We start from the raw sequence: 25,019 nt of genomic DNA, 5'->3' as shown, positions 1-25,019 counted from the left end.
TGCCGCGGCGCGCCACCCGGGCCCGCCGCGATCCTTCACAAGCCGCTCGATGCCGCTCAGGCTGCTGCCTGATCGCCTTCCTTGGTGTCGTGGCGCTTCTTGTAGTCGGCCACGGCTGCCTTGATCGCGTCTTCCGCGAGAATCGAGCAGTGAATCTTCACCGGCGGCAGGGCCAGCTCTTCGGCGATCTGCGTGTTCTTGATCGACAGTGCCTCGTCGAGGGTCTTGCCCTTCACCCACTCGGTCACGAGCGAGCTCGACGCGATGGCCGAGCCGCAGCCGTACGTCTTGAACTTCGCGTCTTCGATCACGCCGTCCGCGCCGACGCGGATCTGCAGCTTCATCACGTCGCCGCAGGCCGGCGCGCCGACCATGCCCGTGCCGACCGCGTCGTCGTCTTTCGCGAACGAACCGACGTTACGCGGGTTTTCGTAGTGATCCAGAACCTTGTTGCTGTATGACATGACTCAAACTCCTTGACTCGTTACGTCTGCGTGCGCAAATCCGCCCGCGAATGTACTCAATGCGGTGTTCAGTGTGCGGCCCATTCGATCGTCGACAGATCGATGCCTTCCTGGTGCATTTCCCAGAGCGGCGACAGTTCGCGCAGCTTCGCGATCTTGCTGTTCAGCAGGTTGATCACGAAGTCGACGTCCTGCTCCGTCGTGAAGCGGCCGACCGTGAAGCGGATCGAGCTGTGCGCGAGTTCGTCGTTGCGGCCGAGTGCACGCAGCACGTACGACGGCTCCAGCGACGCCGACGTGCAAGCCGAGCCCGACGACACCGCGACGTCCTTGATCGCCATGATCAGCGACTCGCCTTCGACGAAGTTGAAGCTGATGTTCAGGTTGTGCGGGACACGGTGCTCCATGTCGCCGTTTACGTACGTTTCCTCGATCTGCGACAGGCCGCGCAGCAGCTTGTCGCGCAGCATGCGGATGCGCTCGTTCTCGGTCGCCATTTCTTCACGCGCGATGCGGAACGCTTCGCCCATGCCGACGATCTGGTGCGTCGCCAGCGTGCCCGAACGCATGCCGCGCTCGTGACCGCCGCCGTGCATCTGCGCTTCGATGCGCACGCGCGGCTTGCGGCGCACGTACAGCGCGCCGATGCCCTTCGGGCCGTAGGTCTTGTGCGCCGAGAACGACATCAGGTCGACCTTCAGCTTCGCGAGGTCGATCTCGACCTTGCCGGTCGACTGTGCGGCGTCCACGTGGAACACGATGCCCTTCTCGCGGCAGATCTCGCCGATCGTCTCGATGTCCTGGATCACGCCGATCTCGTTGTTCACGTGCATCACGGATACGAGGATCGTGTCCGGGCGCAGCGCGGCCTTGAACACGTCGAGGTCGATCAGGCCGTCTTCCTTCACGTCGAGATAGGTGACTTCGAAGCCGTCGCGCTCGAGCTCGCGGCAGGTGTCGAGCACGGCCTTGTGCTCGGTCTTCACCGTGACGATGTGCTTGCCCTTGCCCTTGTAGAAGTTCGCGGCACCCTTGATCGCAAGGTTGTCCGATTCCGTTGCGCCGGACGTCCAGATGATCTCGCGCGGATCCGCGTTCACGAGCGCAGCCACCTGTTCGCGCGCTTCCTCGACCGCGCGTTCCGCATCCCAGCCGTACGCGTGGCTGCGCGATGCCGGGTTGCCGAACTGCTCGCGCAGGTACGGCACCATCTTGTCGACCACGCGCGGGTCGACCGGCGTCGTCGCGCTGTAATCCATGTAGATGGGCAGGTGGAGAGTCTCTTGGGTCATCTGTCGCTCCGGGTATTCTGTGCAGGGACTATGTGCGTTATGGGGTGTGCGGCGCGTTCGCGCTCACGAACTCGCGATGTTGAACACCGAATTGGGACCGAGCGGCATCGTGCGCACCGGTTCGGCCGGCGCCGCGGCGGGCTCCGGCGTGCGCCGGTCGCGCAGCACCGCGGGCGCGCCCTCGCGTGCGCGCTGCTGATCGACGAGATCCTGCAGCGATACCGAATCGAGGTATTCGACCATTTTCTGGTTCAGGGTCGACCACAGCTCGTGCGTCATGCAATGGCCGTCGGGCTGCTTCGAGCCGTCGCACGTGCCTTTGCCGCCGCACTGCGTGGCGTCGAGCGGTTCATCGACCGCGATGATGATGTCGGCGACGGTGACGTCCTGCGCGCGACGCGCGAGGTTGTAGCCGCCGCCCGGGCCGCGCACGGATTCGACGATTTCATGCCTGCGCAGCTTGCCGAACAGCTGTTCGAGATACGAGAGCGAAATCCGCTGGCGCTGGCTGATGCCTGCAAGCGTCACCGGGCCCTGCTCCTGGCGCAGTGCCAAGTCAATCATCGCCGTGACGGCGAAACGGCCTTTGGTGGTGAGTCTCATGGTGTCTAGGGGACTGCAATCTTGACGATTTTGGTCAAGTATAAATATTTGACGTTTTTAGTCAAGTATCCATGTCTTCGACAGGGTATTCGCAGACCGCTGAATACCCCGCCGCGATCAGCGTGCGGCGCCGCTCCGGAGGGTGTCCAGCAGGCCCGCGCACGCGCGCTCGACCTGGTCGAGCACCTGTTCGAAGCCCTGCGCGCCGCCGAAATAAGGATCGGCCACTTCGGTCTCGGCCGCGCCCGGCGCGAATTCCATCAGGAGGCGCACCTTGTCGCGCTGCCCGGGCGGGCAGCGCCGCCGCAATTCCGCGAGATTGGCTTCGTCCATCGCCAGCAGCAGGTCGAACCGCTCGAAATCCGCCGCGCTCACCTGCCGCGCGCGCAGCGCCGACAGGTCGTAGCCGCGGATGCGGGCCGCCGCCTGCGCGCGCGTGTCGGGCGGCTCGCCGACGTGCCAGTCGCCGGTACCGGCCGAATCGACCTCGATCCGGTCGGCCAGCCCGGCCGCGTCCACCTGGTGGCGCATCACGCCTTCTGCGGTGGGCGAACGGCAGATATTGCCGAGACAGACGAAACAGATCGCAACGCGGGTCATCGCACTATCGGAAAGCGGCGGCGAGCCGCGCGGGAGAAGAACGCGCCATTATACAAAGGCGCCCGGAATCGCGCCGCCGCGCGAAGCGACGGCGGCGTGCCTTACAGCGCCTTGGGCGCGGCGAGCACGACGTCGCCGGATGCGGCCGGTAACGGTTTCGCCGCGTCGTCGACCAGACCGAACGACACCGCGCGCGCGAGTTCGGCCGATGCCTGGTGAACGGCGATCGGTCCACGCGCCGGCGCGTCGGTCATCGCGTGCAGATAAGCGGCCGCCGCGAGCGGGACGACGATTGCCAGCGGCCAGTACATCGATATTGTCTTTTTCATGATGCGGCTCCTTGACCTCATGCCCCGAAACCCGATTCCGGGGACTACAGGCAGGATTCTATAGACCGCACCTATCAAGATAAATACATGAATAGCGAACGCACTGTTGCCGCCCGATGAACAGTCGTCAGCCCAGGTGGCTTTGCGAGGCCGCGTACAGTTCGCGGAACGTCCGGCCGGTCGGCGTCGGCATGTCGCGCGTGTCCATCCAGCCGCCCATCATCGGCAGGCGCCGCAGCGAGCCGCCGTTGCTGCCCAGCCGCTCCAGGATCCGTACCGCGAGCTTGGTCGTCAGCGCGTAAAGGAGCGGCCGGCGCGCGACGAAGCCCCACGCGGCGAGCGCGGCGCGCTCGCGCCACGGCCGCAGGTGTCGCTCGACCTGTTTCTCGCGCAGCGTGTGCAGCAGGTGCGACAGCGGGATCCCGGCCGGGCACACGCTGTCGCATTCGCCGCACAGCGTCGCGGCCTGCGGCAGGTCGAGCGCACGGTCGATCCCGACGTAGCTCGGCGTCAATACCGACCCCATCGGGCCCGGATAGACCCATCCGTACGCGTGCCCGCCGACCTTCTGGTAAACCGGGCAATGGTTCATGCACGCGCCGCAGCGGATGCAGCGCAGCATCTCCTGGAATTCGCCGCCGATCAGGCCCGTGCGGCCGCCGTCGACGAGCACCACGTAGTTGTGTTCCGGGCCGTCCTCGTCGCCGGGGCCGCGCGGCCCGGTCAGCACCGAGAAGTAGTTCGAGGTCTTCTGGCCGGTCGCCGAGCGCGGCAGCAGACGCATCGCGGTCGCGAGATCCTCGAGCGTCGGCAGCACCTTCTCGATGCCCGTCACCGCGACATGCACGCGCGGCATCACCGTGCACATCCCTTCGTTGCCTTCGTTCGTGACGAGCGCAACCGACCCCGTCTCGGCGATCACGAAGTTGCCGCCCGTCACGCCCATGTCGGCCGACAGGAAATGCGGGCGCAGCACCTCGCGCGCCTCGCGCGTCATGTCCGGAATCTCGGTCAGCCGCTCGCGGTGGTGCGTGCGCGCGAACAGATCGGCGATCTCGTCCTTGTCCTTGTGCACGACGGGCGCGATGATGTGGCTCGGCGGCTCGTTGTCGTTGATCTGCAGGATGTATTCACCGAGGTCCGTCTCGATCGACTGCACGCCCATCTCGGCGAGCACCGCGTTCAGGCGCATTTCCTCGGACACCATCGACTTCGTCTTGATGACCTTCTTCACGTCGTGACGCCGTGCGATGTCGGCGACGAGCCGCGCGGCGTCCGCGGTCGTTTCCGCGAACAGCACCGTCGTGCCGCGCCGCGTCGCCTCGCGCTCGAACGCCTCGAGCCACACGTCGAGGTTCTCCAGCGCACGGTTGCGGCGCGCCTTCAGCGCGGCGCGCGTCGCCTGGAAGTCGATCGCGGTCATCGCATCGGCGCGCGCGGACACGAACTTCGTCGACAGCTTCTTCAGGTTCTGCTGCAGGCGCTGGTCGGCCAGCTTCTGGCCGGCGCGCGCCTTGAAATGCATCGATTGAACTTGCATCGCGGTATCGAGGAAAAGTAAGCGGGAACCGGGCGTCAGACGTCGCCCGCCAGCACCTGCGCGACGTGCAGCACGCGGGTGTCGCGATCGCCCGTGCGGCGCAACCGCCCTTCGATGTTCAGCATGCAGCCGAGATCGCCGAGCACGACGGCGCCCGCACCGGACGCGCGCACGTTCGCGCACTTTTCGTCCGCGATGGCCGCCGAAATGTCGCCGTACTTGACCGCGAACGTGCCGCCGAAACCGCAGCAGTGCTCGCAGTCCTTCATCTCGGTGACGGCCACGCCGCGCTGCGCGAGCAGCGCGCGCGGCTGCGCCTTCACGCCGAGCTCGCGCAGGCCCGAGCATGAGTCGTGATAGGTGACGGGACCCGTGAATTCGCCGGGGGCGAGCGTCACCTTCGCGACGTTCGCGAGGAAATCGGTCAGTTCGTAGACTTTCTGCTGGAATCGCGCATAGCGCCCCATCAGTTCGGGGTCGTCGCGGAACAGGTCGCCGTAGTGCGCGCGGATCATGCCGCCACACGAGCCCGACGGCGCGACGACGTAATCGAACTGCTCGAACTCGCGCAGCGTCTTTTCGGCGAGATCCCGTGCGAGCGCGCGGTCGCCCGAGTTGTAGGCCGGCTGGCCGCAGCAGGTTTGCGCGGGCGGCACGAACACTTCGTAGCCGGCTTCGCGAATCAGTTTCAGCGCGGAAAAGCCGATTTCCGGACGCATCAGGTCGACCAGGCAGGTCACGAACAAACCGACTCGCATACGCGCTCCTTCGAGAAAACGGCTCTCATTATCCGCCGTTTGGCCGGCAAGACCAACGCCGGCACGCGCGCAAGTGCGCGATGCCGGAAACGAGGACTTCCTCGAACGGCGTTCGCTTTTTTCACGATACGAGATACAATCGACGCAACACCGCTTGACGCGTCAACCGATTCTCCCCCGACATGAGCCAACCCACCCCGGATTCCAAAACGTCGATCCAGGTGATCGAACGCATGATGCGGCTGCTGGACGCGCTCGCCGCGCACAGCGACCCCGTCAGCCTGAAAGAGCTTGCGCAGCGCACGGAGCTGCATCCGTCGACCGCACACCGCATCCTCAACGACATGGTGACCTGCCGCCTCGTCGACCGCTCCGATCCCGGCACCTACCGGCTCGGCATGCGGCTGCTCGAACTCGGCAACCTCGTGAAGGCGCGCCTGTCGGTACGCGACGCTGCGCTGATGCCGATGCGCGAATTGCATCGCCTGACCGGCCAGACCGTGAACCTGTCGGTGCGTCAGGGCGACGAAATCGTCTATATCGAGCGCGCGTATTCCGAGCGCTCGGGGATGCAGGTCGTCCGCGCGATCGGCGGCCGCGCGCCGCTGCACCTGACGTCGGTCGGCAAGCTGTTTCTCGCGGTCGACGAAACCTCGCGCGTGCGCGCCTATGCGACGCGCACCGGGCTGTCCGGCCATACGCAGAACAGCATCACCGACATCGCGAAGCTCGAGCGCGAGCTGACACTCGTGCGCCAGCAATCGTGCGCGCGGGACAACGAGGAACTGGAGCTGGGCGTGCGCTGCATCGCGGCCGGCATCTACGACGACTCGGGCAAGCTCGTCGCGGGCCTGTCGCTGTCGGCCCCGGCGGACCGCCTGCAGGACGCGTGGCTCGGCCAGCTGAGCCGCACCGCGCTGACCATCTCGGAATCGCTCGGCTACCGGCCCGCGCCCGCGAAGGATGCCGAAGGGCTGCAACGGCACGCATGAGCCGCGCCGCCCGCAGCATGGCGCCGAACGAAAAAAGCCCCGCATCGCGGGGCTTTTTCTTTGCGGCGATCGGCACGGCGGCGAACCGCCGTGACACGCTCAGGTGCCGCCGTTCGCCGTATTGGCGGCCGTCAGGCGCTCGCCGCCGCCGGCGTCGAGCCAGTTGCGCAGGCGTGCCGCGTCGGCGAAGCGCGAATACTTGCCGAACGAATCCAGCAGCACGATCACCATCGGCCGGCCATGGATCGTCGCCTGCATCACGAGACATTCGCCCGCCTCGTTGATGAAGCCCGTCTTCTGCAGACCGATGTCCCACGAGCCGTTGCCGCGGATCAGCGCGTTCGTGCTGTTGTAGACCAGGTTGCGCTTGCCCGTATTGACGTCGTACGTGCGATCGGTCGAGAACTGCCGGATCATCGGGTACTGGTATGCCGCGTTGACCATCTTCACGAGGTCGCGTGCGCTCGACACATTCGAGCTCGACAGGCCCGTCGAATTCTCGAAGTGGGTGTCGTTCATGCCCAGCGACTTCGCCTTCGCGTTCATCGCGGCGATGAACGCCGGACGGCCGCCCGGGTAGTAGCGCGACAGCGCGGCGGCCGCGCGGTTTTCCGACGCCATCAGCGCGATGTGCAGCATGTCCTCGCGCGACAGCACCGAGCCGACCGACAGGCGCGAACCCGTGCCCTTCTCGTAGTCGCGGTCTTCGTCGGTGACTTCGATCTGGTCGGTCATCGGCGACTTCGAGTCGAGCACGACCATCGCCGTCATCAGCTTCGAGATCGAGGCGATCGGCACGACGGCGAGCGAATTCTTGTCGAACAGCGACTCGCCGGTGTTCTGGTCGACGACGTACGCGACGCTCGAGCGCAGCGCGAGCGCGTCCGGCGTGTCGTGCAGGCCGAATGCCTGGCCGACCGTCGGGCGACGCGGCTGGAACGCGACCTTGCGCACCGCGCCGCGGTGGCCGTGCACGTTCGACGCGAGCGTCGCGCGCTTGCGCGACGCCTTCGGCGCATCGGCCGACGCGACGTTGGCGGATTTCGCGGAGGCGGCCTTCACCGTCCTCTTCGTTGCCGAAGAGGAAGCGGCTTTCTTGGCGGCCTGGTGGGTCTTCGCAGTGGCGGCAAAGGCGTCAGCGGGCGCGACGGACGCGGCGGTCGCCAGCAAGGCGACGGCGACCGACACAGCCGTGCCGAGCGTCATGCTCTGCAACAATCTGCGCGGTGAAAACGATTCGGCTTTCATTGGGGTCTGGACAAAGCGGGCGGGGTTTCCGCAAGTGTAGTTAAAGCTGAAAAAAAGAGCAATATTAGGCACTTACCGATCGTCGTTAAACCGGAATGTAAGGGTCGACCAACGATGAGTCGATCAACCCTCGCGCTCCCATCGAAAAAATTCATGGGATGCGCCGCCCGACAGTACCCGTCTCCCGAATTACCACGCGGTTAATTGAGATAACGTCACTTTGGCGACGAATTAAAGCGGGGAAAGTACGTATCCGGCGTTCGGTGTACCAGGCACCGGTCTTGACCGCGGCGGCGGCACGTCGCCACGGCATGCGCATCGCGAAACGGCGCGCTTTTCGACAGGAACAGAAGCATAACGTTCCACATGCCTGTCAGGTTTACCTGTGCATGATCACGGTGCGGCGCGCCTGCCCCGGCCAAGTGCGCACCATGTGGGAACACGTCTGAAACCGATTCCGAACCGGCCGCGATAACCCGTTGTTTTATCGATAATTTGTCGCGATTGTGCAATGCACAAAAAGTGCTTGACAAGACTTTTCTCTGCCCTAAAATATGACTCATTGCTGCGTTGCACAAAGCACGCGGCGCCGAGGTTCCCCATCGTAGTGCCCTTTATCCCTGCGATCGACGTGATCGCTTTTCAGGAGCTTGACATGTCCTTGCTGACCCCCGAGCAAATCGCCGCCGCACAGAAAGCCAACCTCGAAAGCCTGTTCGGTCTGACGACCAAGGCGTTCGAAGGCGTCGAAAAGCTGATCGAACTCAACCTGCAGGTCGTGAAGTCGACGCTGACCGAAAGCCAGGAAAACGCGCAGCGCCTGCTGTCGGTGAAGGACGCACAGGAACTGATCGCGCTGCAAGCGAGCCTGTCGCAGCCGGTCGCGGAAAAGGTGCTGTCGTACAGCCGTCACCTGTATGAAATCGCGTCGTCGACGCAAGCCGAGTTCGCGAAGGTTGCCGAAGCGCAATTCGAAGAGCAGAACAAGAAGGTCCAGGCACTCGTCGACAACGTCGCGAAGAACGCTCCGGCCGGTTCGGAAACGGCTGTCGCCGCACTGAAGTCGGCACTGAACGCTGCGAACACGACGTACGAAACGGTCCAGAAGGCTGCCAAGCAAGCCGTCGAGATCGCCGAAACGAACTTCAACGCGGCTGCCGCTGTCGCGACGAAGGCTGCGAGCGCTGCTGCATCGCGCCGTTCGAGCAAGCCGGCCGCGTAAGCGTCCCCTGCTCCTGACAAAGCCGCGCACTGCGCGGCTTTTTTGTTTCCGGCGACGGGGCATCCGGGCATCCCGGTGGCGCCGGCGCGATGGCGCGGCACGGACCGGGCACTGCCGTCGGCCGCGGGCAAAAGAAAACGCCGCCGTCCGGGTATCCCGGGCGGCGGCGTTTTTCGTGGCCGGCGCGAGGCCGGCCGAGCCGATTGCGTTACTTCTTGCGTTGCGGCGGCAGGTCCGTACAGACGCCTTCGTACAGCTCGGCGGCCATGCCGATCGATTCGCCGAGCGTCGGGTGCGGATGGATCGTCTTGCCGATGTCTTCCGCGTCCGCGCCCATCTCGACGGCGAGACACACTTCGCTGATCAGGTCGCCCGCGTTCAGGCCGACGATCCCGCCGCCGATCACGCGATGGGTTTCCTCGTCGAAGATCAGCTTCGTGAAGCCTTCGTCGCGGCCGTTCGCGATCGCGCGGCCCGATGCGGCCCACGGGAACACGGCCTTGCCGTACTTGATGCCTTCGGCCTTGCACTGGTCTTCGGTCTTGCCGGCCCACGCCACTTCGGGATCGGTGTACGCCACCGACGGGATCTGCAGCGCGTCGAAGTACGCCTTTTCGCCGTGCGCGGCTTCCGCTGCGACGTGGCCTTCATGCACGGCCTTGTGCGCGAGCATCGGCTGGCCGACGACGTCGCCGATCGCGAAGATGTGCGGGACGTTCGTGCGCATCTGCTTGTCGACGTCGATGAAGCCGCGGTCGGTGACCGCGACGCCTGCCTTGTCGGCACCGATCTTCTTGCCGTTCGGGCTGCGGCCCACCGCCACCAGCACGAGGTCGTAGCGCTGCGCTTCTGCCGGCGCCTTCTCGCCCTCGAACTTCACGTAGATGCCGTCTTCCTTCGCTTCCGCGCCGACCGTCTTGGTCTTCAGCATCACGTTGCCGAAGCGCTTCGCGTTGTACTTTTCCCAGACCTTCACGAGATCGCGGTCCGCGCCCATCATCAGGCCGTCCATCATTTCGACGACGTCGATCTCGGCGCCGAGCGTCGCGTACACCGTCGCCATTTCGAGGCCGATGATGCCGCCGCCGATCACGAGCATGCGCTTGGGCAGCTGGCGCAGTTCGAGCGCGCCCGTCGAATCGACGACGCGCGGGTCTTCCGGCATGAACGGCAGCTTCACCGCCTGCGAGCCGGCGGCGATGATTGCCTGCTTGAACTTGACGACCTTCTTGCCGTTTTCGCCCTGCACTTCCATGTGATACGGATCGACGAACGCGCCGACGCCGGTGACCACTTCGACCTTGCGCGCCTTCGCCATGCCGGCGAGGCCCGTCGTCAGCTTCTTGACGACGCCGCCCTTGAAGTCGCGCAGCTTGTCGAGATCGACTTCCGGCTTGCCGAACGAGATGCCGTGCGACGCGAGCGCCGCGGCTTCGTCGATGACGAGCGCCGTGTGCAGCAGCGCCTTCGACGGGATGCAGCCGACGTTCAGGCAGACGCCGCCGAGCGTCGAGTAGCGTTCGACGAGCACCGTCTTCATGCCGAGGTCGGCTGAGCGGAACGCAGCCGAGTAGCCGCCGGGGCCGGCGCCGAGCACGAGCATGTCGCATTCGATGTCGGCGGAGCCGCTGTAGCTGCCGGCTTGCGGAGCGACGGCCGGGGCGGCGGCGGGCGCGGCGGCCGGAGCCGGTGCTGCGGCCTTTGCGGGTTCGGCTGCTTTCGCGGGCGCGGCTGCGCCTGCCGCTGCTTCGACGATGGCGATCACGGTGCCTTGCGAGACTTTCTCGCCGGCCTTGACCTTGACTTCCTTGACCGTGCCGGCGACGTCGCTGGGCACTTCCATGGAGGCTTTGTCCGATTCGAGCGTGATGAGCGTCTGCTCTTTTTCGATCACGTCGCCCGGCTTCACGTTGACTTCGATGACATCGACGCCGCTGAAATCGCCGATATCCGGAACCTTGACTTCGATGAGACTCATTACTGTCCCCTTCTTGATTAGCTGCAGACAGAGGGGGAGGAACTCGCACAAGAACCGACTACGGCCTGACAAAAGAACGCGAACCTGGGCAGGACCACCTTTGCCGTCCGCCCAAGGACGCGCCTTTCTTTTGGTTACTTTTCTTTGGAAGACAAAGAAAAGTGACCGCCGCCCCGCGCAGGGGCGACGCTAATAGACCGTTAGCGAAACAGGTTCAACGACGAGGCATGGATGACCGACACAAAACCCACGCCCCCGCGAGCCACTCCCACGCTCATCAAAGAATGATGCGACGGAAATCGGCCAGCAACGCGCCGAGATACGCATTGAACCGCGCGGCTTCCGCGCCATCGATGACGCGATGGTCATACGACAGCGACAGCGGCAGCGTGAGTCGAGGCACGAACTGCTTGCCGTCCCACACCGGCTTCATCTGCCCGCGCGACAACCCGAGGATCGCGACTTCCGGCGCGTTGATGATCGGCGTGAAGTTCGTGCCGCCGATCCCGCCGAGCGACGAGATCGAGAAGCAGCCGCCCTGCATCTGGTCCGGCTTCAGCTTGCCGTCGCGCGCGGCCTTCGACAGCTCGGCCATTTCCTTCGCGATGTCGACGAGGCCCTTCTTGTCCGCGTCGCGGATCACCGGCACGACGAGGCCGTTCGGCGTGTCCGCGGCAAAACCGACGTGGTAGTACTGCTTGAACACCAGGTTGTCGCCGTCGAGGCTCGCGTTGAAGGTCGGGAACTTCTTCAGCGCGGCGACGACCGCCTTGATCACGAACGCGAGCATCGTGAACTTCACGCCCGCCTTCTCGTGCTCCTTGTTCAGCTGCACGCGCAACGCTTCGAGCTCGGTGATGTCCGCTTCGTCGTTGTTCGTGACGTGCGGGATCATCACCCAGTTGCGATGCAGGTTCGCGCCCGAGATCTTCTTGATGCGCGACAGCGGCTTCGCCTCGAACGGGCCGAACTTCGAGAAGTCGACCTTCGGCCACGGCAGCAGGTTCAACTCGCCGCCGCCTGCCGGCGCGGCTGCCGCGGCCGGTGCCGCGCGCTGGCCCGTCATCACGCCCTTCACGAAGCCGGTGATGTCGTCCTTCGTGATGCGGCCCTTCGGACCGCTACCCTGCACGCGTGCGACCTCCACGCCGAGCTCGCGCGCGAACTTGCGCACGGACGGCGATGCGTGGCTCGCGCGGTACTCGCCCGACGCTGCGGCGGCCGGCGCGGCAGCAGCAGCCGGAGCCGGTGCAGCCTTCGCGGGTGCCGGTGCGGCGGCGGGTGCCGGCGCGGCAGCGGCCGGAGCCGGTGCGCTCGCCTGCGGCGCGGCGGCAGGCGCGCCGCCAGCGGCGTCGAGCAGCACGATCAGCGTGCCTTCGGACACCGAATCGCCCACCTTGACCTTGATTTCCTTCACGACGCCGGCGGCCGGGCTCGGCACGTCCATCGTCGCCTTGTCGGACTCGAGCGTGACGAGCGACTGCTCCTTCTCGACCGTGTCGCCGACCTTCACGCCGATCTCGATCACCGGGACGTCCTTGTAGTCGCCGATGTCGGGCACCTTCACCTCGAGCGTGCCGCCCGACGCTGCCGGCGCGGCAGCCGGCGCGGCTGCAGCCGGTGCCGGTGCGGGCGCTGCCGCCGGAGCCGGTGCGGCTGCCGGCGCGGCCGCACCGTTCACCTGAGCGGCGGCGCCGCCTTCGAGCAGGACGATCAGCGAGCCTTCCGACACGGAATCGCCCACCTTGATCTTCACTTCCTTGACCGTGCCGGCTGCCGGGCTCGGGACGTCCATCGTCGCCTTGTCCGACTCGAGCGTGACGAGCGACTGCTCGGGCTCGACCGTGTCACCCACCTTCACGAGCACCTCGATGACGGGCACGTCCTTGTAATCGCCGATATCCGGCACCTTCACTTCGATCGCTTGACTCATCTTTTTGTGTCTCCATGGCCGCGCGCGCCCCTCCCGGAAGCGGCGCGCGGCATCACACGGCGCGTGTGCGTTAAACGGTCATCGGGTTGGGCTTGGACGGATCGAGGTTGTACTTGGCAATCGCGTCCGCGACCACCTTGCGCTCGATCGTGCCTTCGTCGGCCAGCGCGTTCAGCGCGGCGACGGTGACCCAGTGACGGTCGACTTCGAAGAAGTGACGCAGCTTCTCGCGGGTGTCCGAACGACCGAAGCCGTCCGTGCCCAGCACGACGAAGCGGCGATCGATCTGGCCGCGGATCTGGTCGACCAGCGCGCGCACGTAGTCGGTCGATGCGATGACCGGACCCTGCGTGTCCTTCAGGCACTTCTGCACGTGCGACAGGCGACGCTCCTCGGTCGGATGGAGCAGGTTCCAGCGCTCGATCTCGTGGCCTTCACGCGCGAGTTCGGTGAAGCTCGGCACGCTCCACAGGTCGGCCGCGACGCCCCAGTCGTTCTTCAGCAGGTCGGCGGCAGCGATCACTTCGTTGAAGATCGTGCCCGCGCCGAGCAGTTGCACGCGCGGCGCCTTCGCGTCCGCGTCGGCCTTCTTGAACGCGTACATGCCCTTGATGATGTCGGCCGCCACGTGCTCGCCCTGCGGAATCGCCGGGTGCTCGTAGTTCTCGTTCATCACCGTGATGTAGTAGTACACGTCTTCCTGCTCCTGCACCATGCGGCGCAGGCCGTCCTGGACGATCACCGCGAGTTCGTAGCCGAACGTCGGGTCGTAGCTGATGCAGTTCGGCACCGATGCGGCCCACAGGAGCGAGTGACCGTCTTCGTGCTGCAGGCCTTCGCCGTTCAGCGTCGTGCGGCCCGCGGTGCCGCCGAGCAGGAAGCCGCGCGAGCGCATGTCGCCCGCCGCCCATGCCAGGTCGCCGATCCGCTGGAAGCCGAACATCGAATAGAAGATGTAGAACGGCACCATGATCTCGCCGTGCGTCGAATACGACGTCGCCGCCGCGATCCAGTCGCACATGCCGCCCGCTTCGTTGATGCCTTCCTGCAGGATCTGGCCGGTTTCCGATTCCTTGTAGAACATCAGCTGGTCGGAATCTTCCGGCACGTACTTCTGGCCTTCCTGGTTCCAGATACCGATCTGGCGGAACAGGCCTTCCATGCCGAACGTGCGCGATTCGTCCGGGACGATCGGCACGACGCGCTTGCCGAGCGCCTTGTCCTTCAGCAGGATGTTCAGGATCCGCACGAACGCCATCGTCGTCGAGATCTCGCGGCCTTCGCCCGTGCCCTTCAGCAGCGGCTCGAATGCGTCGAGTGCCGGCACCGGCAGCGACGTCGCCTTCTCGCGGCGATGCGGCAGGTAGCCGCCGAGGTCCATGCGCTTCTGGCGCATGTATTCGAGTTCCTTCGAGCCTTCCTCGAACTTCAGGTACGGCACGTCGGCGATCTGCTCGTCGGTGATCGGCAGGCGGAACTGGTCACGGAACTTCTTCAGTTGCTCGACCGGCAGCTTCTTCTGCTGGTGCGTGATGTTCATCGCCTGGCCCGACTCGCCCATCCCGTAGCCCTTGATGGTCTTCGCGAGGATGACGGTCGGCGCGCCCTTCGTGTTGGTCGCTTCGTGGAACGCCGCGTAGATCTTGTGCGGATCGTGGCCGCCGCGGTTCAGCGCCCAGATGTCGTCGTCCGACCAGTCGGCGACGAGCGCCTTCAGTTCAGGCGTGTTGAAGAAGTGTTCGCGTACGAACGCGCCCGACTCCGACTTGTACGTCTGGTATTCGCCGTCGACGACTTCCATCATGCGGCGCATCAGCGCGCCCGTCTTGTCGCGTGCGAACAGCGCATCCCAGCGGCTGCCCCAGATGACCTTGATCACGTTCCAGCCGGCGCCGCGGAATTCCGATTCCAGTTCCTGGATGATCTTGCCGTTGCCGCGCACCGGGCCGTCGAGACGCTGCAGGTTGCAGTTGATCACGAACACGAGGTTGTCGAGCTTCTCGCGGCTCGCCATGCCGATCGCGCCGAGCGATTCCGGCTCATCCGTCTCGCCGTCGCCGAGGAACGCCCAGACCTTGCGGCCGGCGGTCTTCGCGATGCCGCGCGATTCCAGGTACTTCATGAAGCGTGCCTGGTAGATCGCCATGATCGGGCCGAGACCCATCGACACCGTCGGGAACTGCCAGAAGTCCGGCATCAGCCACGGGTGCGGGTACGACGAGATGCCCTTGCCGTCGACTTCCTGGCGGAAGTTGTCGAGCTGCTCTTCCGACAGGCGGCCGAGCAGGAACGCGCGCGAGTACACGCCCGGCGACGAGTGGCCCTGCACGAACACGAGATCGCCGCCATGCTGGTCGGACGCCGCGTGCCAGAAGTGGTTGTAGCCGACGTCATAGAGCGTCGCGGCCGATGCGAACGACGCGATGTGGCCGCCGACGTTCGTATCCTTGCCGGCGCGCAGCACCATCGCCAGCGCGTTCCAGCGCGTGTACGAACGGATGCGGTGCTCGAGGTCCTGGTCGCCCGGAATCTTCGCCTGGGCTTCGACCGGGATCGTGTTGATGTACGGGGTGTTGGCGGAGAACGGCAGGTGTTCGCCGTGCATGCGGGCGAACTCGATCTGCTTTTCGATCAGGTAATGCGCGCGGCCGGTGCCCACCGAGGAGATCACGCCGTCGAGCGACTCGAGCCATTCAACGGTTTCTTGCGGGTCGTCGTCACGTTCGGCGGCGACATATTTCATCACTTCGTTCGGTACAGCGGACATTCTCGTCTCCTGGGTCCTGGAATGTGAGGATCGCTCTCGTGCAGACGACGCGGCGCGGCCTGCGGGCAAGCTCCGACGGATTGTAATGAGCGTCGCCGGCCCCGCGCAACAGAATTTTCGAATTATGAGATCTTTTCTCGTAATGCGGAATATTGCTGCGCTGCACCCTTGCGGCGGGCCTCTCCGGCACGCGCCGCGGGCATAAATCCGTTTCCGTTCAACATATCCGGTATAGGTTTTCCATGTATTGCGCTGCGCTACAATCCTGCCATGTTGACCGATCGGCTTTTCGCACGCTCGGCGCGACCGTCGGGCCCGCCGGCGGAGTCGCAGCCGTCCCGCTGGCACCACGGACCGTGGTGGTCCAATTCCTATTTGCTGACGCCGCTGCTGTCGATCCTCGTGTTCCTCGTGGTGATGAGCCTCATTCTATGGAGCCTCAATCGCCGCGAACAGCAGCAGCAGGAAGACACCCTGTTCCGTAACGTCGCGTGGGCGCAGCAGCAGATCCGCCTGTCGATGACGGGCGCGCAGGAGCAGCTGCAGGCGCTGTCGCGCGATCTCGCGTCCGGCCGCCTCGACCAGAACGCATTCCAGATGGCCGTCGCGGACGTGATGCAGACGCATCCGGAAATCCTCTATCTGAACTGGTACACCGCGCCCGGCGTGCAGCGCTGGCCGACCGTGCATCCTCCGCTGCTCGGCCAGCGGCTCGCGAAACCCGGCGACGCGCAGATGCAGGACGCCGTGCGCGGCGCGTACGACGAAGCGCGCAGCACGCGCCGCCAGGCCTATTCGCCGCTGATCTACGACGACTTCGGCAACGGCTTCATCACGCTGCAGACGCCCGTGATGCGCGGCGACCGCGAATATCTCGGCTCGCTCGCCGCGGTGTTCTCGGTCGAAGGAATCCTGAAGCACGACATCCCGCAGGAGCTGTCGTCGAAGTACAAGATCTCGATCACCGACTCGAACAACCGCGAGCTGTCGTCCACGTCGACGCGCCCGCGCCTGCCGCGCGACTCCCACTACGACCTGCCGCTCGACCCGCCCGGCCAGGGGCTGACCGTGCGCGTGTACGCGTTCCCGCAGCTCACGAACCTGACCAACAACACGCTCGTGTGGCTCGTGGCCGGCCTGTCGTGCTTCGTGCTGTGGAGCCTCTGGAGCCTGTGGAAGCACACGCGCCAACGCTTCGAGGCACAGCAGGCGCTGTATGCGGAGGCGTTCTTCCGCCGCGCGATGGAGAATTCGGTGCTGATCGGCATGCGCGTGCTCGACATGCACGGCCGCATCACGCACGTGAACCCCGCGTTCTGCCGGATGACGGGCTGGGACGAAACCGACCTCGTCGGCAAGGTCGCACCGTTCCCCTACTGGCCGCGCGACTCGTATCCCGAAATGCAGCGCCAGCTCGACATGACGCTGCGCGGCAAGGCACCGAGCTCGGGCTTCGAGCTGCGCGTGCGGCGCAAGAACGGCACGCTGTTCCATGCGCGCCTCTACGTTTCGCCGCTGATCGACAGCTCCGGCCGCCAGACCGGATGGATGTCGTCGATGACCGACATCACCGAGCCGAAGCGCGCGCGCGAGGAACTCGCGGCCGCGCACGAGCGCTTCACGACGGTGCTCGAAAGCCTCGACGCCGCGGTATCGGTGCTGGCCGCCGACGAAGCCGAGTTGCTGTTCGCGAACCGCTACTACCGCCACCTGTTCGGGATCCGCCCGGACGGCCACCTCGAGCTGTCGGGCGGCGGCTTCGACCGCGCGCAGGCGTCGTCCGACTCGATCGACATGGTCGATGCGTTCGCGGGCCTGCCGGCCGCCGCGCTGACGAGCAGCACGGCAGACGCGCAGGAGGTGTACGTCGAGAGCATCCAGAAGTGGTTCGAGGTGCGCCGCCAGTACATCCAGTGGGTGGACGGACACCTCGCGCAGATGCAGATCGCGACCGACATCACGACCCGCAAGAAGGCGCAGGAACTCGCGCACCAGCAGGAAGAGAAGCTGCAGTTCACGAGCCGATTGATGACGATGGGTGAAATGGCGTCGTCGATTGCGCACGAATTGAATCAGCCGCTCGCCGCGATCAACAACTATTGCTCGGGCACGCTCGCGCTCGTGAAGAGCGGCCGCGGCACGCCCGAGACGCTGCAGCCCGCGCTGGAAAAGACCGCGCAGCAGGCGCTGCGCGCGGGGATGATCGTCAAGCGGATCCGCGAATTCGTGAAGCGCAGCGAGCCGAAGCGCCAGCCGGCGCGGGTCGCGGACATCGTCGCCGACGCAGTCGGGCTCGCCGAAATCGAGGCCAGGAAGCGCAGGATCCGGATCGTCACGGAAATCCTCGCAAGAATGCCTATTATTTATGTCGACCCCGTGCTGATCGAGCAGGTGCTCGTGAACCTGATGAAGAACGCGGCCGAGGCGATGGCCGACGTGAAGCCGGCGTCGGCGGACGGCGTGATCCGCGTCGTCGCCGACATCGATGCGGGTTTCGTCGACATCCGCGTGATCGACCAGGGTCCGGGCGTCGACGAAGCGACCGCCGAACGCCTGTTCGAACCGTTTTACAGCACCAAGTCCGACGGCATGGGCATGGGGCTGAACATCTGCCGTTCGATCATCGAATCGCATCGGGGGCGTCTGTGGGTGGTCAACAATGTCGAACCGGACGGCCGCATTTCCGGCGCGACATTCCACTGCAGCCTGCCCATTGGGGAACCCGCTGATCTCGGCCAAGGGGGGCGCGAGGCATCGGCATCACATACCGTTACGGGAGAACTATGAATAGCCCTGTCACCACCACTCAGGAAACTGTCTTCGTCGTCGACGACGACGAAGCCGTACGGGACTCGCTGCGCTGGCTGCTGGAGGCGAACGGCTATCGCGTGCAATGTTTCTCGAGCGCCGAGCAGTTCCTCGATGCGTACCAGCCGGCGCAGCAGGCCGGCCAGATCGCCTGCCTGATCCTCGACGTGCGGATGTCGGGCATGAGCGGCCTCGAGCTGCAGGAGCGCCTGATCGCCGACAACGCCGCGCTGCCGATCATCTTCGTCACGGGCCACGGCGACGTGCCGATGGCCGTGTCGACGATGAAAAAGGGTGCGATGGACTTTATCGAGAAACCGTTCGACGAGGCCGAGCTGCGCAAGCTCGTCGAGCGGATGCTCGACAAGGCCCGAAGCGAAAGCAAGAGCGTCCAGGAACAGCGCGCGGCGAGCGAGCGCCTGTCGAAGCTGACCGCGCGCGAGCAGCAGGTGCTCGAGCGGATCATCGCCGGCCGCCTGAACAAGCAGATCGCCGACGATCTCGGGATCAGCATCAAGACGGTCGAAGCGCACCGCGCGAACATCATGGAAAAGCTCAACGTCAACACGGTCGCCGATCTGCTGCGCCTCGCGCTGTCGAAGAAGCAGGCCTGAACGTTGCGCGCGGCCGCCGGGCGCCTGCCCGGCCGGCCGCACCGCCGCGCCGCGCGATGCGGCCCACTCGCGCGGCACGGTCCGGCGCCACCTCCCGGGGCGCCGGCACCGCCGCCATGACGCTTTCCTTGTATTCGCTGTCGGACGACGGCAGGCGACCGGTATAATTGCGTGTTTTGCTGCGGCGTTTCGCGCGCCGTACGCCCGCATTCCAACTTCCCGGCAGGACCACCACCATGACAGCCCTCCTCATCGACGGCAACGCCCTCTCGAAGACCTTGCGCGCGCAGGCCGCCGAACGCGCCGCCGCCCTGACCGCACGCGGCCACCAGCCCGGCCTCGCGGTGATCCTCGTCGGCGCCAACCCGGCGAGCGAAGTCTACGTGCGCAACAAGATCAAGGCGTGCGAGGACAACGGCTTCTTCTCGCAGAAGGATGCGTATCCGGACACGCTGTCGGAAGCCGACCTGCTCGCGCGCATCGATGAACTGAACCGCGACCCGAAGATCCACGGCATCCTGGTCCAGCTGCCGCTGCCCGCGCACATCGACAGCCACAAGGTGATCGAGGCGATCGCGCCGGAGAAGGACGTCGACGGCTTCCACGTGGCGAACGCCGGCGCACTGATGACGGGCAAGCCGCTGTTCCGCCCGTGCACGCCGTACGGCGTGATGAAGATGTTCGAAGCGCACGGCATCCCGCTGCAAGGCGCCAACGCCGTCGTGATCGGCCGCTCGAACATCGTCGGCAAGCCGATGGCGATGCTGCTGCTCGAAGCCGGCGCGACCGTGACGATCTGCCACAGCAAGACGCGCGACCTCGCCGCGCACACGCGCCAGGCCGACGTCGTGGTCGCCGCGGTCGGCAAGCGCAACATCCTGACGGCGGACATGGTCAAGCCGGGTGCGACGGTGATCGACGTCGGCATGAACCGCGACGACGCGGGCAAGCTGTGCGGCGACGTCGACTTCGCCGGCGTGAAGGAAGTCGCCGGCCACATCACGCCGGTGCCGGGCGGCGTCGGCCCGATGACCATCACGATGCTGCTGATCAACACGATCGAAGCCGCCGAGCGCGCCGCCGCGGCCGCCTGAGCGCCTTCGCCCCTCTCGCCCGTCCAGCCGGCGCGCATGCGTGCGCCGGCGTCCCGTCGGCCGCCCGTCGCGGCCGCGTCAGCGCCCTGCCACACTGCCGCGCTCCGCTTCATTCCGCCCCTTTCGACCCTTTCGGGCTCCGCGTCGCCCAGCGCCAATCGCCTCGTTAGAAACTAACGATTGGAAAGCGCGCGATGCGCCCCAATAATGTCGATATCGGGCGCCGCCGCATCGCGCCTCACCCTTTTCACCCCGGTTCATCCGGCAACAGACAGGGAGTCTTAATGTCCGCCAGCGCCAACACCAATCCGCTCCTCGATTTCTCCGGCCTGCCCCGCTTCGGCGAGATTCGTCCGGAACACGTGACGCCCGCGCTCGACACGCTGCTCGATGCCGCCAACCGCGCGGTCGACACGGCGAGCGCACCCGCGACGCCGGCGACCTGGGCCGCGATCGTCGAGACGGTCGAGCAGGCGACGGAGCCGCTCGGGCGCGCATGGGGCGTCGTCGGCCACCTGAACGCGGTCGCCGATACGCCGGAGCTGCGCGCCGCGTACGGCGAAAACCTGCCGCGCGTGACCGAATTCTGGTCGAGCGTCGGCCAGAACCTCGCGCTGTACGAGAAGTACAAGGCGATCGCCGCGAGCGCCGAATACGCGACGCTGTCCGCCGAGCGCAAGAAGATCCTCGACAACGCCCTGCGCGATTTCCGCCTGTCGGGCGCCGAGCTGCCCGAGGATCAGAAGCCGCGTTTCGCGGAATTGCAGGAGCAGCAGGCCGCGCTGTCGAAGGCGTTCTCCGACCACGTGCTCGACGCGACCAACGCGTATGCGTATTTCGCGCAGGACGAGGCCGAGCTGGCCGGCCTGCCGGGCGATGCGATCGAAGCGGCCCGCGAGGCCGCGCAGAAGGAAGGCAAGGAAGGCTGGAAGTTCACGCTGCACTTTCCGTCCTACTTCCCGGTGCTGCAGTACGCCGAGAACCGTGCGATGCGCGAGACGCTGTACCGCGCGTATGCGACGCGCGCGTCCGAACTCGGGCCGCAATACGGCGGCGGCAAGGCCGAGTGGGACAACACGGCGATCGTCGCGGACGAGCTGAAGCTGCGCCGCGAAGAGGCGCAGATGCTCGGCTACCGCAACTTCGCCGAAGTGTCGCTCGCGCCGAAGATGGCCGAATCGCCGCAACAGGTGATCGCGTTCCTCGAGGATCTCGCGACGCGCGCGCGTCCGCACGCGGACAAGGACTGGGACGAACTGCGCGCGTTCGCCGCGACGGAACTCGGCCTGACCGAGCTCGCCCCGTGGGACGTCGCGTTCGCGGCCGAGCGGCTGCGTCAGCAGCGCTACGCGTTCTCGGAAAACGAGGTCAAGCAGTACTTCCCGGAACCGGCCGTGCTGAAGGGCCTGTTCAACGTCACCGAAACGCTGTTCGGCGTTCGGATCAAGCCGGACGACGCACCGGTGTGGCACAAGGACGTGCGCTTCTTCCGCGTGGAGAACCGCGACGGCTCGCTCGTCGCGCAGTTCTATCTCGACCTGTACGCACGCGAAGGCAAGCGCGGCGGCGCGTGGATGGACGATGCGCGTGCGCGCGCCAAGCGCGGCGACGCGGTGCAGACGCCGGTCGCGTACCTGACCTGCAACTTCTCGGCACCCGTCGGCGGCAAGCCCGCCTGCTTCACGCACGACGAGGTCATCACGCTGTTCCATGAATTCGGCCACGGGCTGCATCACATGCTCACGCGCGTCGACGAGCTCGGCGTGTCGGGCATCAACGGCGTCGAATGGGATGCGGTCGAGCTGCCGTCGCAGTTCATGGAGAATTTCTGCTGGGAATGGGACGTGCTGTCGTCGATGTCGTCGCACGTCGATACGGGCGCCGCGCTGCCGCGCGAGCTGTTCGACAAGATGATCGCCGCGAAGAACTTCCAGAGCGGCCTCGGCACGCTGCGCCAGATCGTGTTCTCGATGTTCGACATGCTGCTGCACGTCGACTTCGACCCGGCCGGCACGACCGGCGTGAATGCGTTCGCGCGCGAGATCAACGAGCGCTACCACGTGATCCCGCAGGCCGCGTTCTCGCGCTGGCCGAACACGTTCAGCCACATCTTCGCGGGCGGCTATGCGGCCGGCTACTACAGCTACAAGTGGGCCGAGGTGCTGTCGGCCGACGCGTACGCGGCGTTCGAGGAAGCGGCCGCCGCCAGCGGCAGCGTGCTCGACGCGGCGACCGGCACGCGCTATCGCCGCGAAATCCTCGAAGTCGGCGGCAGCCGGCCGGCGATGGATTCGTTCAAGGCGTTCCGCGGCCGCGAGCCGGAAATCGACGCGCTGCTGCGTCACAACGGGATGGCCTCGCCCGCGCACTGAGCGCGCGCTGTCCGGCTTGTCCGGTTGCATCGAAAGGCACCGCTGCGGCGGTGCCTTTTTTCATGGCGTGGGAGGTTTGTCGTTGGCGGTGTTCGCCTCGTTCGCCTCGTTCGCCTCGTTCGCCTCGTTCGCCTCGTTCGCCTCGTTCGCCTCGTTCGCCTCGTTCGCCTCGTTCGCGCCGTTCACGTCGTTCGGGTCGGTTGCGTCGGTTGCCGCGTTGGCGTTGGCGTTGGCGTTGGCGTTGGCGTTGGCAGCGGCAGCGGCAGCGGCAGCGGCAGCGGCAGCGGCAGCGGCAGCGGCGTCAGTATCAGCCCCCTCGTCCGCATCGTCCGCATCGTCATCGAACAGCGAAAACTGCCCGTGACGTTCGGCCGTGTCCTCGTCGATGCGCACGCCCACGCCGAGCAACCGCACGGCCTGCGCGCGCCGTTGCAGCCCCTTCGCGAGCAGCGTGACGGCCGTCTGCGCGTTCGTCGCGTCGGCCACGCACTCGACCGTCGTACGCTGGAAATCGGCGAAGCGGATCTTCACGTAAAGCTTGCGGATCGTGCGGGCCGCGCCGGCGCGCGCGATGCGCGCGTCGAGCTGCACGACGAGGCGGCGGATCTCGTCCGCGCATTGCTCGAGCGTCGTCAGGTCGGTCACGTAGGTCGTCTCGACGCTGACCGACTTGCGCTCCTGGTCGGCCCGCACCGGCCGCTCGTCGATGCCGCGCGCCAGCTGGTACAGCCGCCGGCCGAACGCACCGAACTCGCGATGCAGGTCGATCAGCGACCAGCCGCGCAACTGCGCGCAGGTCTGGATGCCGAGCCGGTCGAGCCGCGCGGCCGTCACCTGGCCGACGCCGTGCAGCTTGCGCACCGGCAGCGCCGCGACGAACGCATCGACCTCATGCGGCCGCACGACGAACAGGCCGTCGGGCTTGTTCCAGTCGGACGCGATCTTCGCGATGAACTTGTTCGGCGCGACACCCGCCGACACCGTCACGCCGACCGTGTCGTACACGCGCTGGCGAATCTCCCGCGCAATCAGCGTGGCGCTGCCCTGGCACAGCTGCGAACCGCTGACGTCGAGGTACGCCTCGTCGAGCGACAGCGGCTCGACGTCGTGCGTGTAGTCGCGATAGATCGCCATGATCTGCCGCGACGCCGCACGGTACTTGTCCATCGCGGACGGCAGGATCAGCAGGTCCGGACACTTGCGCATCGCGAGCGCCGACGACATCGCGGAATGCACGCCGTAGCGCCGCGCCTCGTAGTTGCAGGTCGCGATCACGCCGCGCTGGTCGGGCCGGCCGCCGACGGCGAGCGGCCGGTTGCGCAGCGACGGGTCGTCGCGCATCTCGACCGACGCGTAAAAGCAGTCGCAGTCGCAGTGGATGATCTTGCGCACGCGCGACGGCGCGTCGCCGGGCGGCGACCCGCGCGGATCGGCAGGCGGGATGATGGTCGGATTCACGGTGCCGATACTGTACAAAAACACAGTGCCCGTTTCAACTGTCGCGTGCTGCCGCGTTCGGCCGACGCCCGGCGCAGCCGGACCGCCTCGGATCGCCTCCGCCCGCTCGCCGGCCACCCCCGACCGGCAATGCCGTACCGGTCCGCTTCGCGCGGATCGTACCGCCGCGCGCCCGGGCCGGCCCCTATACTCGTCTGCCACGACATATGAAACGCACAGGTGACGGATGAAAACGATCGGACTCATCGGCGGGATGAGCTGGGAATCGTCGGCCGAGTACTACCGGATGATCAATCGCCATTCGAAGGCGCTGCACGGCGGCCATCACAACGCGAAGAGCGTGCTGGTCACGGTGGATTTCGCGGAGATCGAAGCGCTGCAGCGCGCGCAGGACTGGGCGGCGCTCGGCGAACGGATGGCCGATGCCGCGCGTCGGCTCGAAGCGGCCGGCGCCGATCTCGTCGTGCTGACGACCAACACGATGCACCGCGTGCACGGCGCGATCGAGGCTGCCGTATCGCTGCCGTTCCTGCACATCGCCGACCCGACCGGCGCCGCGCTGCGCGCCGCCGGCGTCGAGCGCGTCGCGCTGCTCGGCACGCGCTACACGATGGAGCTGCCGTTCTATGCGGAGCGCCTGCGCGACAAGTTCGGCCTCGACGTGCTGGTGCCGGACGAATCCGCGCGCAACGACGTGCACCGGATCATCTACGACGAGCTGTGTCATGGCGTGATCGATGCCGGGTCGCGCGCGACCTACGTGTCGATCATCGAGGAACTGGCGAAACGCGGCGCGCAGGCGGTGATACTCGGCTGTACGGAAATCACGCTGCTGATCGGCGCGGACGATGTGCCGCTGCCGGTGTTCGATACGACCGCGCTGCATGCGAAGGCGGCGGTCGAGTGGGCGGCGGGCTGAAAACAAAAAACCCGGCACGGGGCCGGGT

General features: G+C 66.1%; 19 protein-coding genes. 7 read left to right on the top strand and 12 right to left on the bottom strand.

Annotated features, from left to right (window positions below; genetic code table 11):
- Window positions 1-56: 56 nt before the first annotated feature.
- The 7 genes from iscU to U5A56_RS06550 all read right to left on the bottom strand — a co-directional run bounded on the left by iscU (window position 57) and on the right by U5A56_RS06550 (window position 5,586).
- Window positions 57-464 (bottom strand): Fe-S cluster assembly scaffold IscU, encoded by a 408-nt coding sequence (iscU, locus tag U5A56_RS06580; RefSeq protein ID WP_009691729.1) that lies wholly within the window; start codon window positions 462-464, stop codon window positions 57-59.
- 68 nt (window positions 465-532) lie between these two features.
- On the bottom strand, window positions 533-1,756 hold the full coding sequence (locus tag U5A56_RS06575) for an IscS subfamily cysteine desulfurase (protein ID WP_044848191.1): 1,224 nt from the start codon (window positions 1,754-1,756) through the stop codon (window positions 533-535).
- A 63-nt stretch (window positions 1,757-1,819) separates the two neighbouring features.
- Window positions 1,820-2,359: a Fe-S cluster assembly transcriptional regulator IscR gene (iscR, locus tag U5A56_RS06570; protein WP_122945788.1), complete on the bottom strand. Its 540-nt coding sequence runs from the start codon at window positions 2,357-2,359 to the stop codon at window positions 1,820-1,822.
- A 117-nt stretch (window positions 2,360-2,476) separates the two neighbouring features.
- Window positions 2,477-2,959 (bottom strand): low molecular weight protein-tyrosine-phosphatase, encoded by a 483-nt coding sequence (locus tag U5A56_RS06565; RefSeq protein ID WP_044848192.1) that lies wholly within the window; start codon window positions 2,957-2,959, stop codon window positions 2,477-2,479.
- A 101-nt stretch (window positions 2,960-3,060) separates the two neighbouring features.
- The gene (locus tag U5A56_RS06560) at window positions 3,061-3,288 is read right to left on the bottom strand and encodes a hypothetical protein (RefSeq protein ID WP_321921498.1); all 228 of its coding nucleotides are present in this window, start codon (window positions 3,286-3,288) and stop codon (window positions 3,061-3,063) included.
- Window positions 3,289-3,415: 127 nt separating this feature from the next.
- On the bottom strand, window positions 3,416-4,828 hold the full coding sequence (locus U5A56_RS06555; RefSeq protein WP_321921496.1) for a lactate utilization protein B: 1,413 nt from the start codon (window positions 4,826-4,828) through the stop codon (window positions 3,416-3,418).
- 35 nt (window positions 4,829-4,863) lie between these two features.
- Window positions 4,864-5,586, bottom strand: a complete 723-nt coding sequence (locus U5A56_RS06550; RefSeq protein WP_044848195.1) for a (Fe-S)-binding protein — start codon at window positions 5,584-5,586, stop codon at window positions 4,864-4,866.
- Window positions 5,587-5,768: 182 nt separating this feature from the next.
- Here U5A56_RS06550 and U5A56_RS06545 point away from each other — a divergent pair, with 182 nt between their 5' ends.
- Complete coding sequence (locus U5A56_RS06545; protein WP_014896621.1) at window positions 5,769-6,578, top strand: IclR family transcriptional regulator; 810 nt, start codon at window positions 5,769-5,771, stop codon at window positions 6,576-6,578.
- 99 nt (window positions 6,579-6,677) lie between these two features.
- Here the strand turns inward: U5A56_RS06545 and pbpG are convergent, their stop codons facing one another.
- On the bottom strand, window positions 6,678-7,826 hold the full coding sequence (pbpG, locus tag U5A56_RS06540; RefSeq protein WP_321921495.1) for a D-alanyl-D-alanine endopeptidase: 1,149 nt from the start codon (window positions 7,824-7,826) through the stop codon (window positions 6,678-6,680).
- 655 nt (window positions 7,827-8,481) lie between these two features.
- Here pbpG and U5A56_RS06535 point away from each other — a divergent pair.
- Window positions 8,482-9,048 (top strand): phasin family protein, encoded by a 567-nt coding sequence (locus U5A56_RS06535; protein ID WP_044848197.1) that lies wholly within the window; start codon window positions 8,482-8,484, stop codon window positions 9,046-9,048.
- A 208-nt stretch (window positions 9,049-9,256) separates the two neighbouring features.
- On the opposite strand, the gene lpdA is transcribed toward U5A56_RS06535, so the two are convergent.
- From lpdA to aceE, 3 genes are all read right to left on the bottom strand, one after another.
- Window positions 9,257-11,026 (bottom strand): dihydrolipoyl dehydrogenase, encoded by a 1,770-nt coding sequence (lpdA, locus tag U5A56_RS06530; RefSeq protein WP_257771793.1) that lies wholly within the window; start codon window positions 11,024-11,026, stop codon window positions 9,257-9,259.
- 277 nt (window positions 11,027-11,303) lie between these two features.
- Window positions 11,304-12,959, bottom strand: a complete 1,656-nt coding sequence (gene aceF, locus U5A56_RS06525) for a dihydrolipoyllysine-residue acetyltransferase (protein ID WP_321819508.1) — start codon at window positions 12,957-12,959, stop codon at window positions 11,304-11,306.
- Window positions 12,960-13,029: 70 nt separating this feature from the next.
- On the bottom strand, window positions 13,030-15,726 hold the full coding sequence (gene aceE / locus U5A56_RS06520; protein ID WP_044849249.1) for a pyruvate dehydrogenase (acetyl-transferring), homodimeric type: 2,697 nt from the start codon (window positions 15,724-15,726) through the stop codon (window positions 13,030-13,032).
- A 270-nt stretch (window positions 15,727-15,996) separates the two neighbouring features.
- Between aceE and fixL the strand changes: the two genes are divergently transcribed.
- From fixL to U5A56_RS06500, 4 genes are all read left to right on the top strand, one after another.
- Window positions 15,997-18,513 (top strand): oxygen sensor histidine kinase FixL, encoded by a 2,517-nt coding sequence (fixL, locus tag U5A56_RS06515; RefSeq protein ID WP_124488317.1) that lies wholly within the window; start codon window positions 15,997-15,999, stop codon window positions 18,511-18,513.
- Complete coding sequence (gene fixJ / locus U5A56_RS06510) at window positions 18,510-19,148, top strand: oxygen response regulator transcription factor FixJ (RefSeq protein WP_006493245.1); 639 nt, start codon at window positions 18,510-18,512, stop codon at window positions 19,146-19,148. The genes fixL and fixJ overlap by 4 nt, the downstream gene beginning before the upstream one ends.
- Window positions 19,149-19,384: 236 nt before the next feature.
- Entirely contained in the window at window positions 19,385-20,242 is an 858-nt protein-coding gene (folD, locus tag U5A56_RS06505; RefSeq protein WP_044849112.1) for a bifunctional methylenetetrahydrofolate dehydrogenase/methenyltetrahydrofolate cyclohydrolase FolD, read from the top strand.
- Window positions 20,243-20,526: 284 nt separating this feature from the next.
- A complete protein-coding gene (locus U5A56_RS06500) occupies window positions 20,527-22,614 on the top strand; it encodes a M3 family metallopeptidase (protein WP_321921491.1) in 2,088 nt (695 codons plus the stop codon).
- 60 nt (window positions 22,615-22,674) lie between these two features.
- On the opposite strand, the gene dinB is transcribed toward U5A56_RS06500, so the two are convergent.
- On the bottom strand, window positions 22,675-24,096 hold the full coding sequence (gene dinB, locus U5A56_RS06495; protein ID WP_321921489.1) for a DNA polymerase IV: 1,422 nt from the start codon (window positions 24,094-24,096) through the stop codon (window positions 22,675-22,677).
- A gap of 202 nt (window positions 24,097-24,298) precedes the next feature.
- Between dinB and U5A56_RS06490 the strand changes: the two genes are divergently transcribed.
- Window positions 24,299-24,991: an aspartate/glutamate racemase family protein gene (locus U5A56_RS06490; RefSeq protein ID WP_321808645.1), complete on the top strand. Its 693-nt coding sequence runs from the start codon at window positions 24,299-24,301 to the stop codon at window positions 24,989-24,991.
- Window positions 24,992-25,019: the final 28 nt, after the last annotated feature.

This window comes from Burkholderia sp. BCC1998, from assembly GCF_905339875.1.
Classification (GTDB): domain Bacteria; phylum Pseudomonadota; class Gammaproteobacteria; order Burkholderiales; family Burkholderiaceae; genus Burkholderia.
The sequence above is the reverse complement of the archived record's forward strand: the minus strand, read 5'-3'. Positions and strand labels throughout refer to the sequence as shown.

What these genes read in the sequence shown, in the direction of transcription:
- iscU (WP_009691729.1), bottom strand. Translation starts at nt 464, where the DNA reads ATGTCATACAGCAACAAGGTTCTGGATCACTACGAAAACCCGCGTAAC.
- U5A56_RS06575 (WP_044848191.1), bottom strand. Translation starts at nt 1,756, where the DNA reads ATGACCCAAGAGACTCTCCACCTGCCCATCTACATGGATTACAGCGCG.
- iscR (WP_122945788.1), bottom strand. Translation starts at nt 2,359, where the DNA reads ATGAGACTCACCACCAAAGGCCGTTTCGCCGTCACGGCGATGATTGAC.
- U5A56_RS06565 (WP_044848192.1), bottom strand. Translation starts at nt 2,959, where the DNA reads ATGACCCGCGTTGCGATCTGTTTCGTCTGTCTCGGCAATATCTGCCGT.
- U5A56_RS06560 (WP_321921498.1), bottom strand. Translation starts at nt 3,288, where the DNA reads ATGAAAAAGACAATATCGATGTACTGGCCGCTGGCAATCGTCGTCCCG.
- U5A56_RS06555 (WP_321921496.1), bottom strand. Translation starts at nt 4,828, where the DNA reads ATGCAAGTTCAATCGATGCATTTCAAGGCGCGCGCCGGCCAGAAGCTG.
- U5A56_RS06550 (WP_044848195.1), bottom strand. Translation starts at nt 5,586, where the DNA reads ATGCGAGTCGGTTTGTTCGTGACCTGCCTGGTCGACCTGATGCGTCCG.
- U5A56_RS06545 (WP_014896621.1), top strand. Translation starts at nt 5,769, where the DNA reads ATGAGCCAACCCACCCCGGATTCCAAAACGTCGATCCAGGTGATCGAA.
- pbpG (WP_321921495.1), bottom strand. Translation starts at nt 7,826, where the DNA reads ATGAAAGCCGAATCGTTTTCACCGCGCAGATTGTTGCAGAGCATGACG.
- U5A56_RS06535 (WP_044848197.1), top strand. Translation starts at nt 8,482, where the DNA reads ATGTCCTTGCTGACCCCCGAGCAAATCGCCGCCGCACAGAAAGCCAAC.
- lpdA (WP_257771793.1), bottom strand. Translation starts at nt 11,026, where the DNA reads ATGAGTCTCATCGAAGTCAAGGTTCCGGATATCGGCGATTTCAGCGGC.
- aceF (WP_321819508.1), bottom strand. Translation starts at nt 12,959, where the DNA reads ATGAGTCAAGCGATCGAAGTGAAGGTGCCGGATATCGGCGATTACAAG.
- aceE (WP_044849249.1), bottom strand. Translation starts at nt 15,726, where the DNA reads ATGTCCGCTGTACCGAACGAAGTGATGAAATATGTCGCCGCCGAACGT.
- fixL (WP_124488317.1), top strand. Translation starts at nt 15,997, where the DNA reads ATGTTGACCGATCGGCTTTTCGCACGCTCGGCGCGACCGTCGGGCCCG.
- fixJ (WP_006493245.1), top strand. Translation starts at nt 18,510, where the DNA reads ATGAATAGCCCTGTCACCACCACTCAGGAAACTGTCTTCGTCGTCGAC.
- folD (WP_044849112.1), top strand. Translation starts at nt 19,385, where the DNA reads ATGACAGCCCTCCTCATCGACGGCAACGCCCTCTCGAAGACCTTGCGC.
- U5A56_RS06500 (WP_321921491.1), top strand. Translation starts at nt 20,527, where the DNA reads ATGTCCGCCAGCGCCAACACCAATCCGCTCCTCGATTTCTCCGGCCTG.
- U5A56_RS06490 (WP_321808645.1), top strand. Translation starts at nt 24,299, where the DNA reads ATGAAAACGATCGGACTCATCGGCGGGATGAGCTGGGAATCGTCGGCC.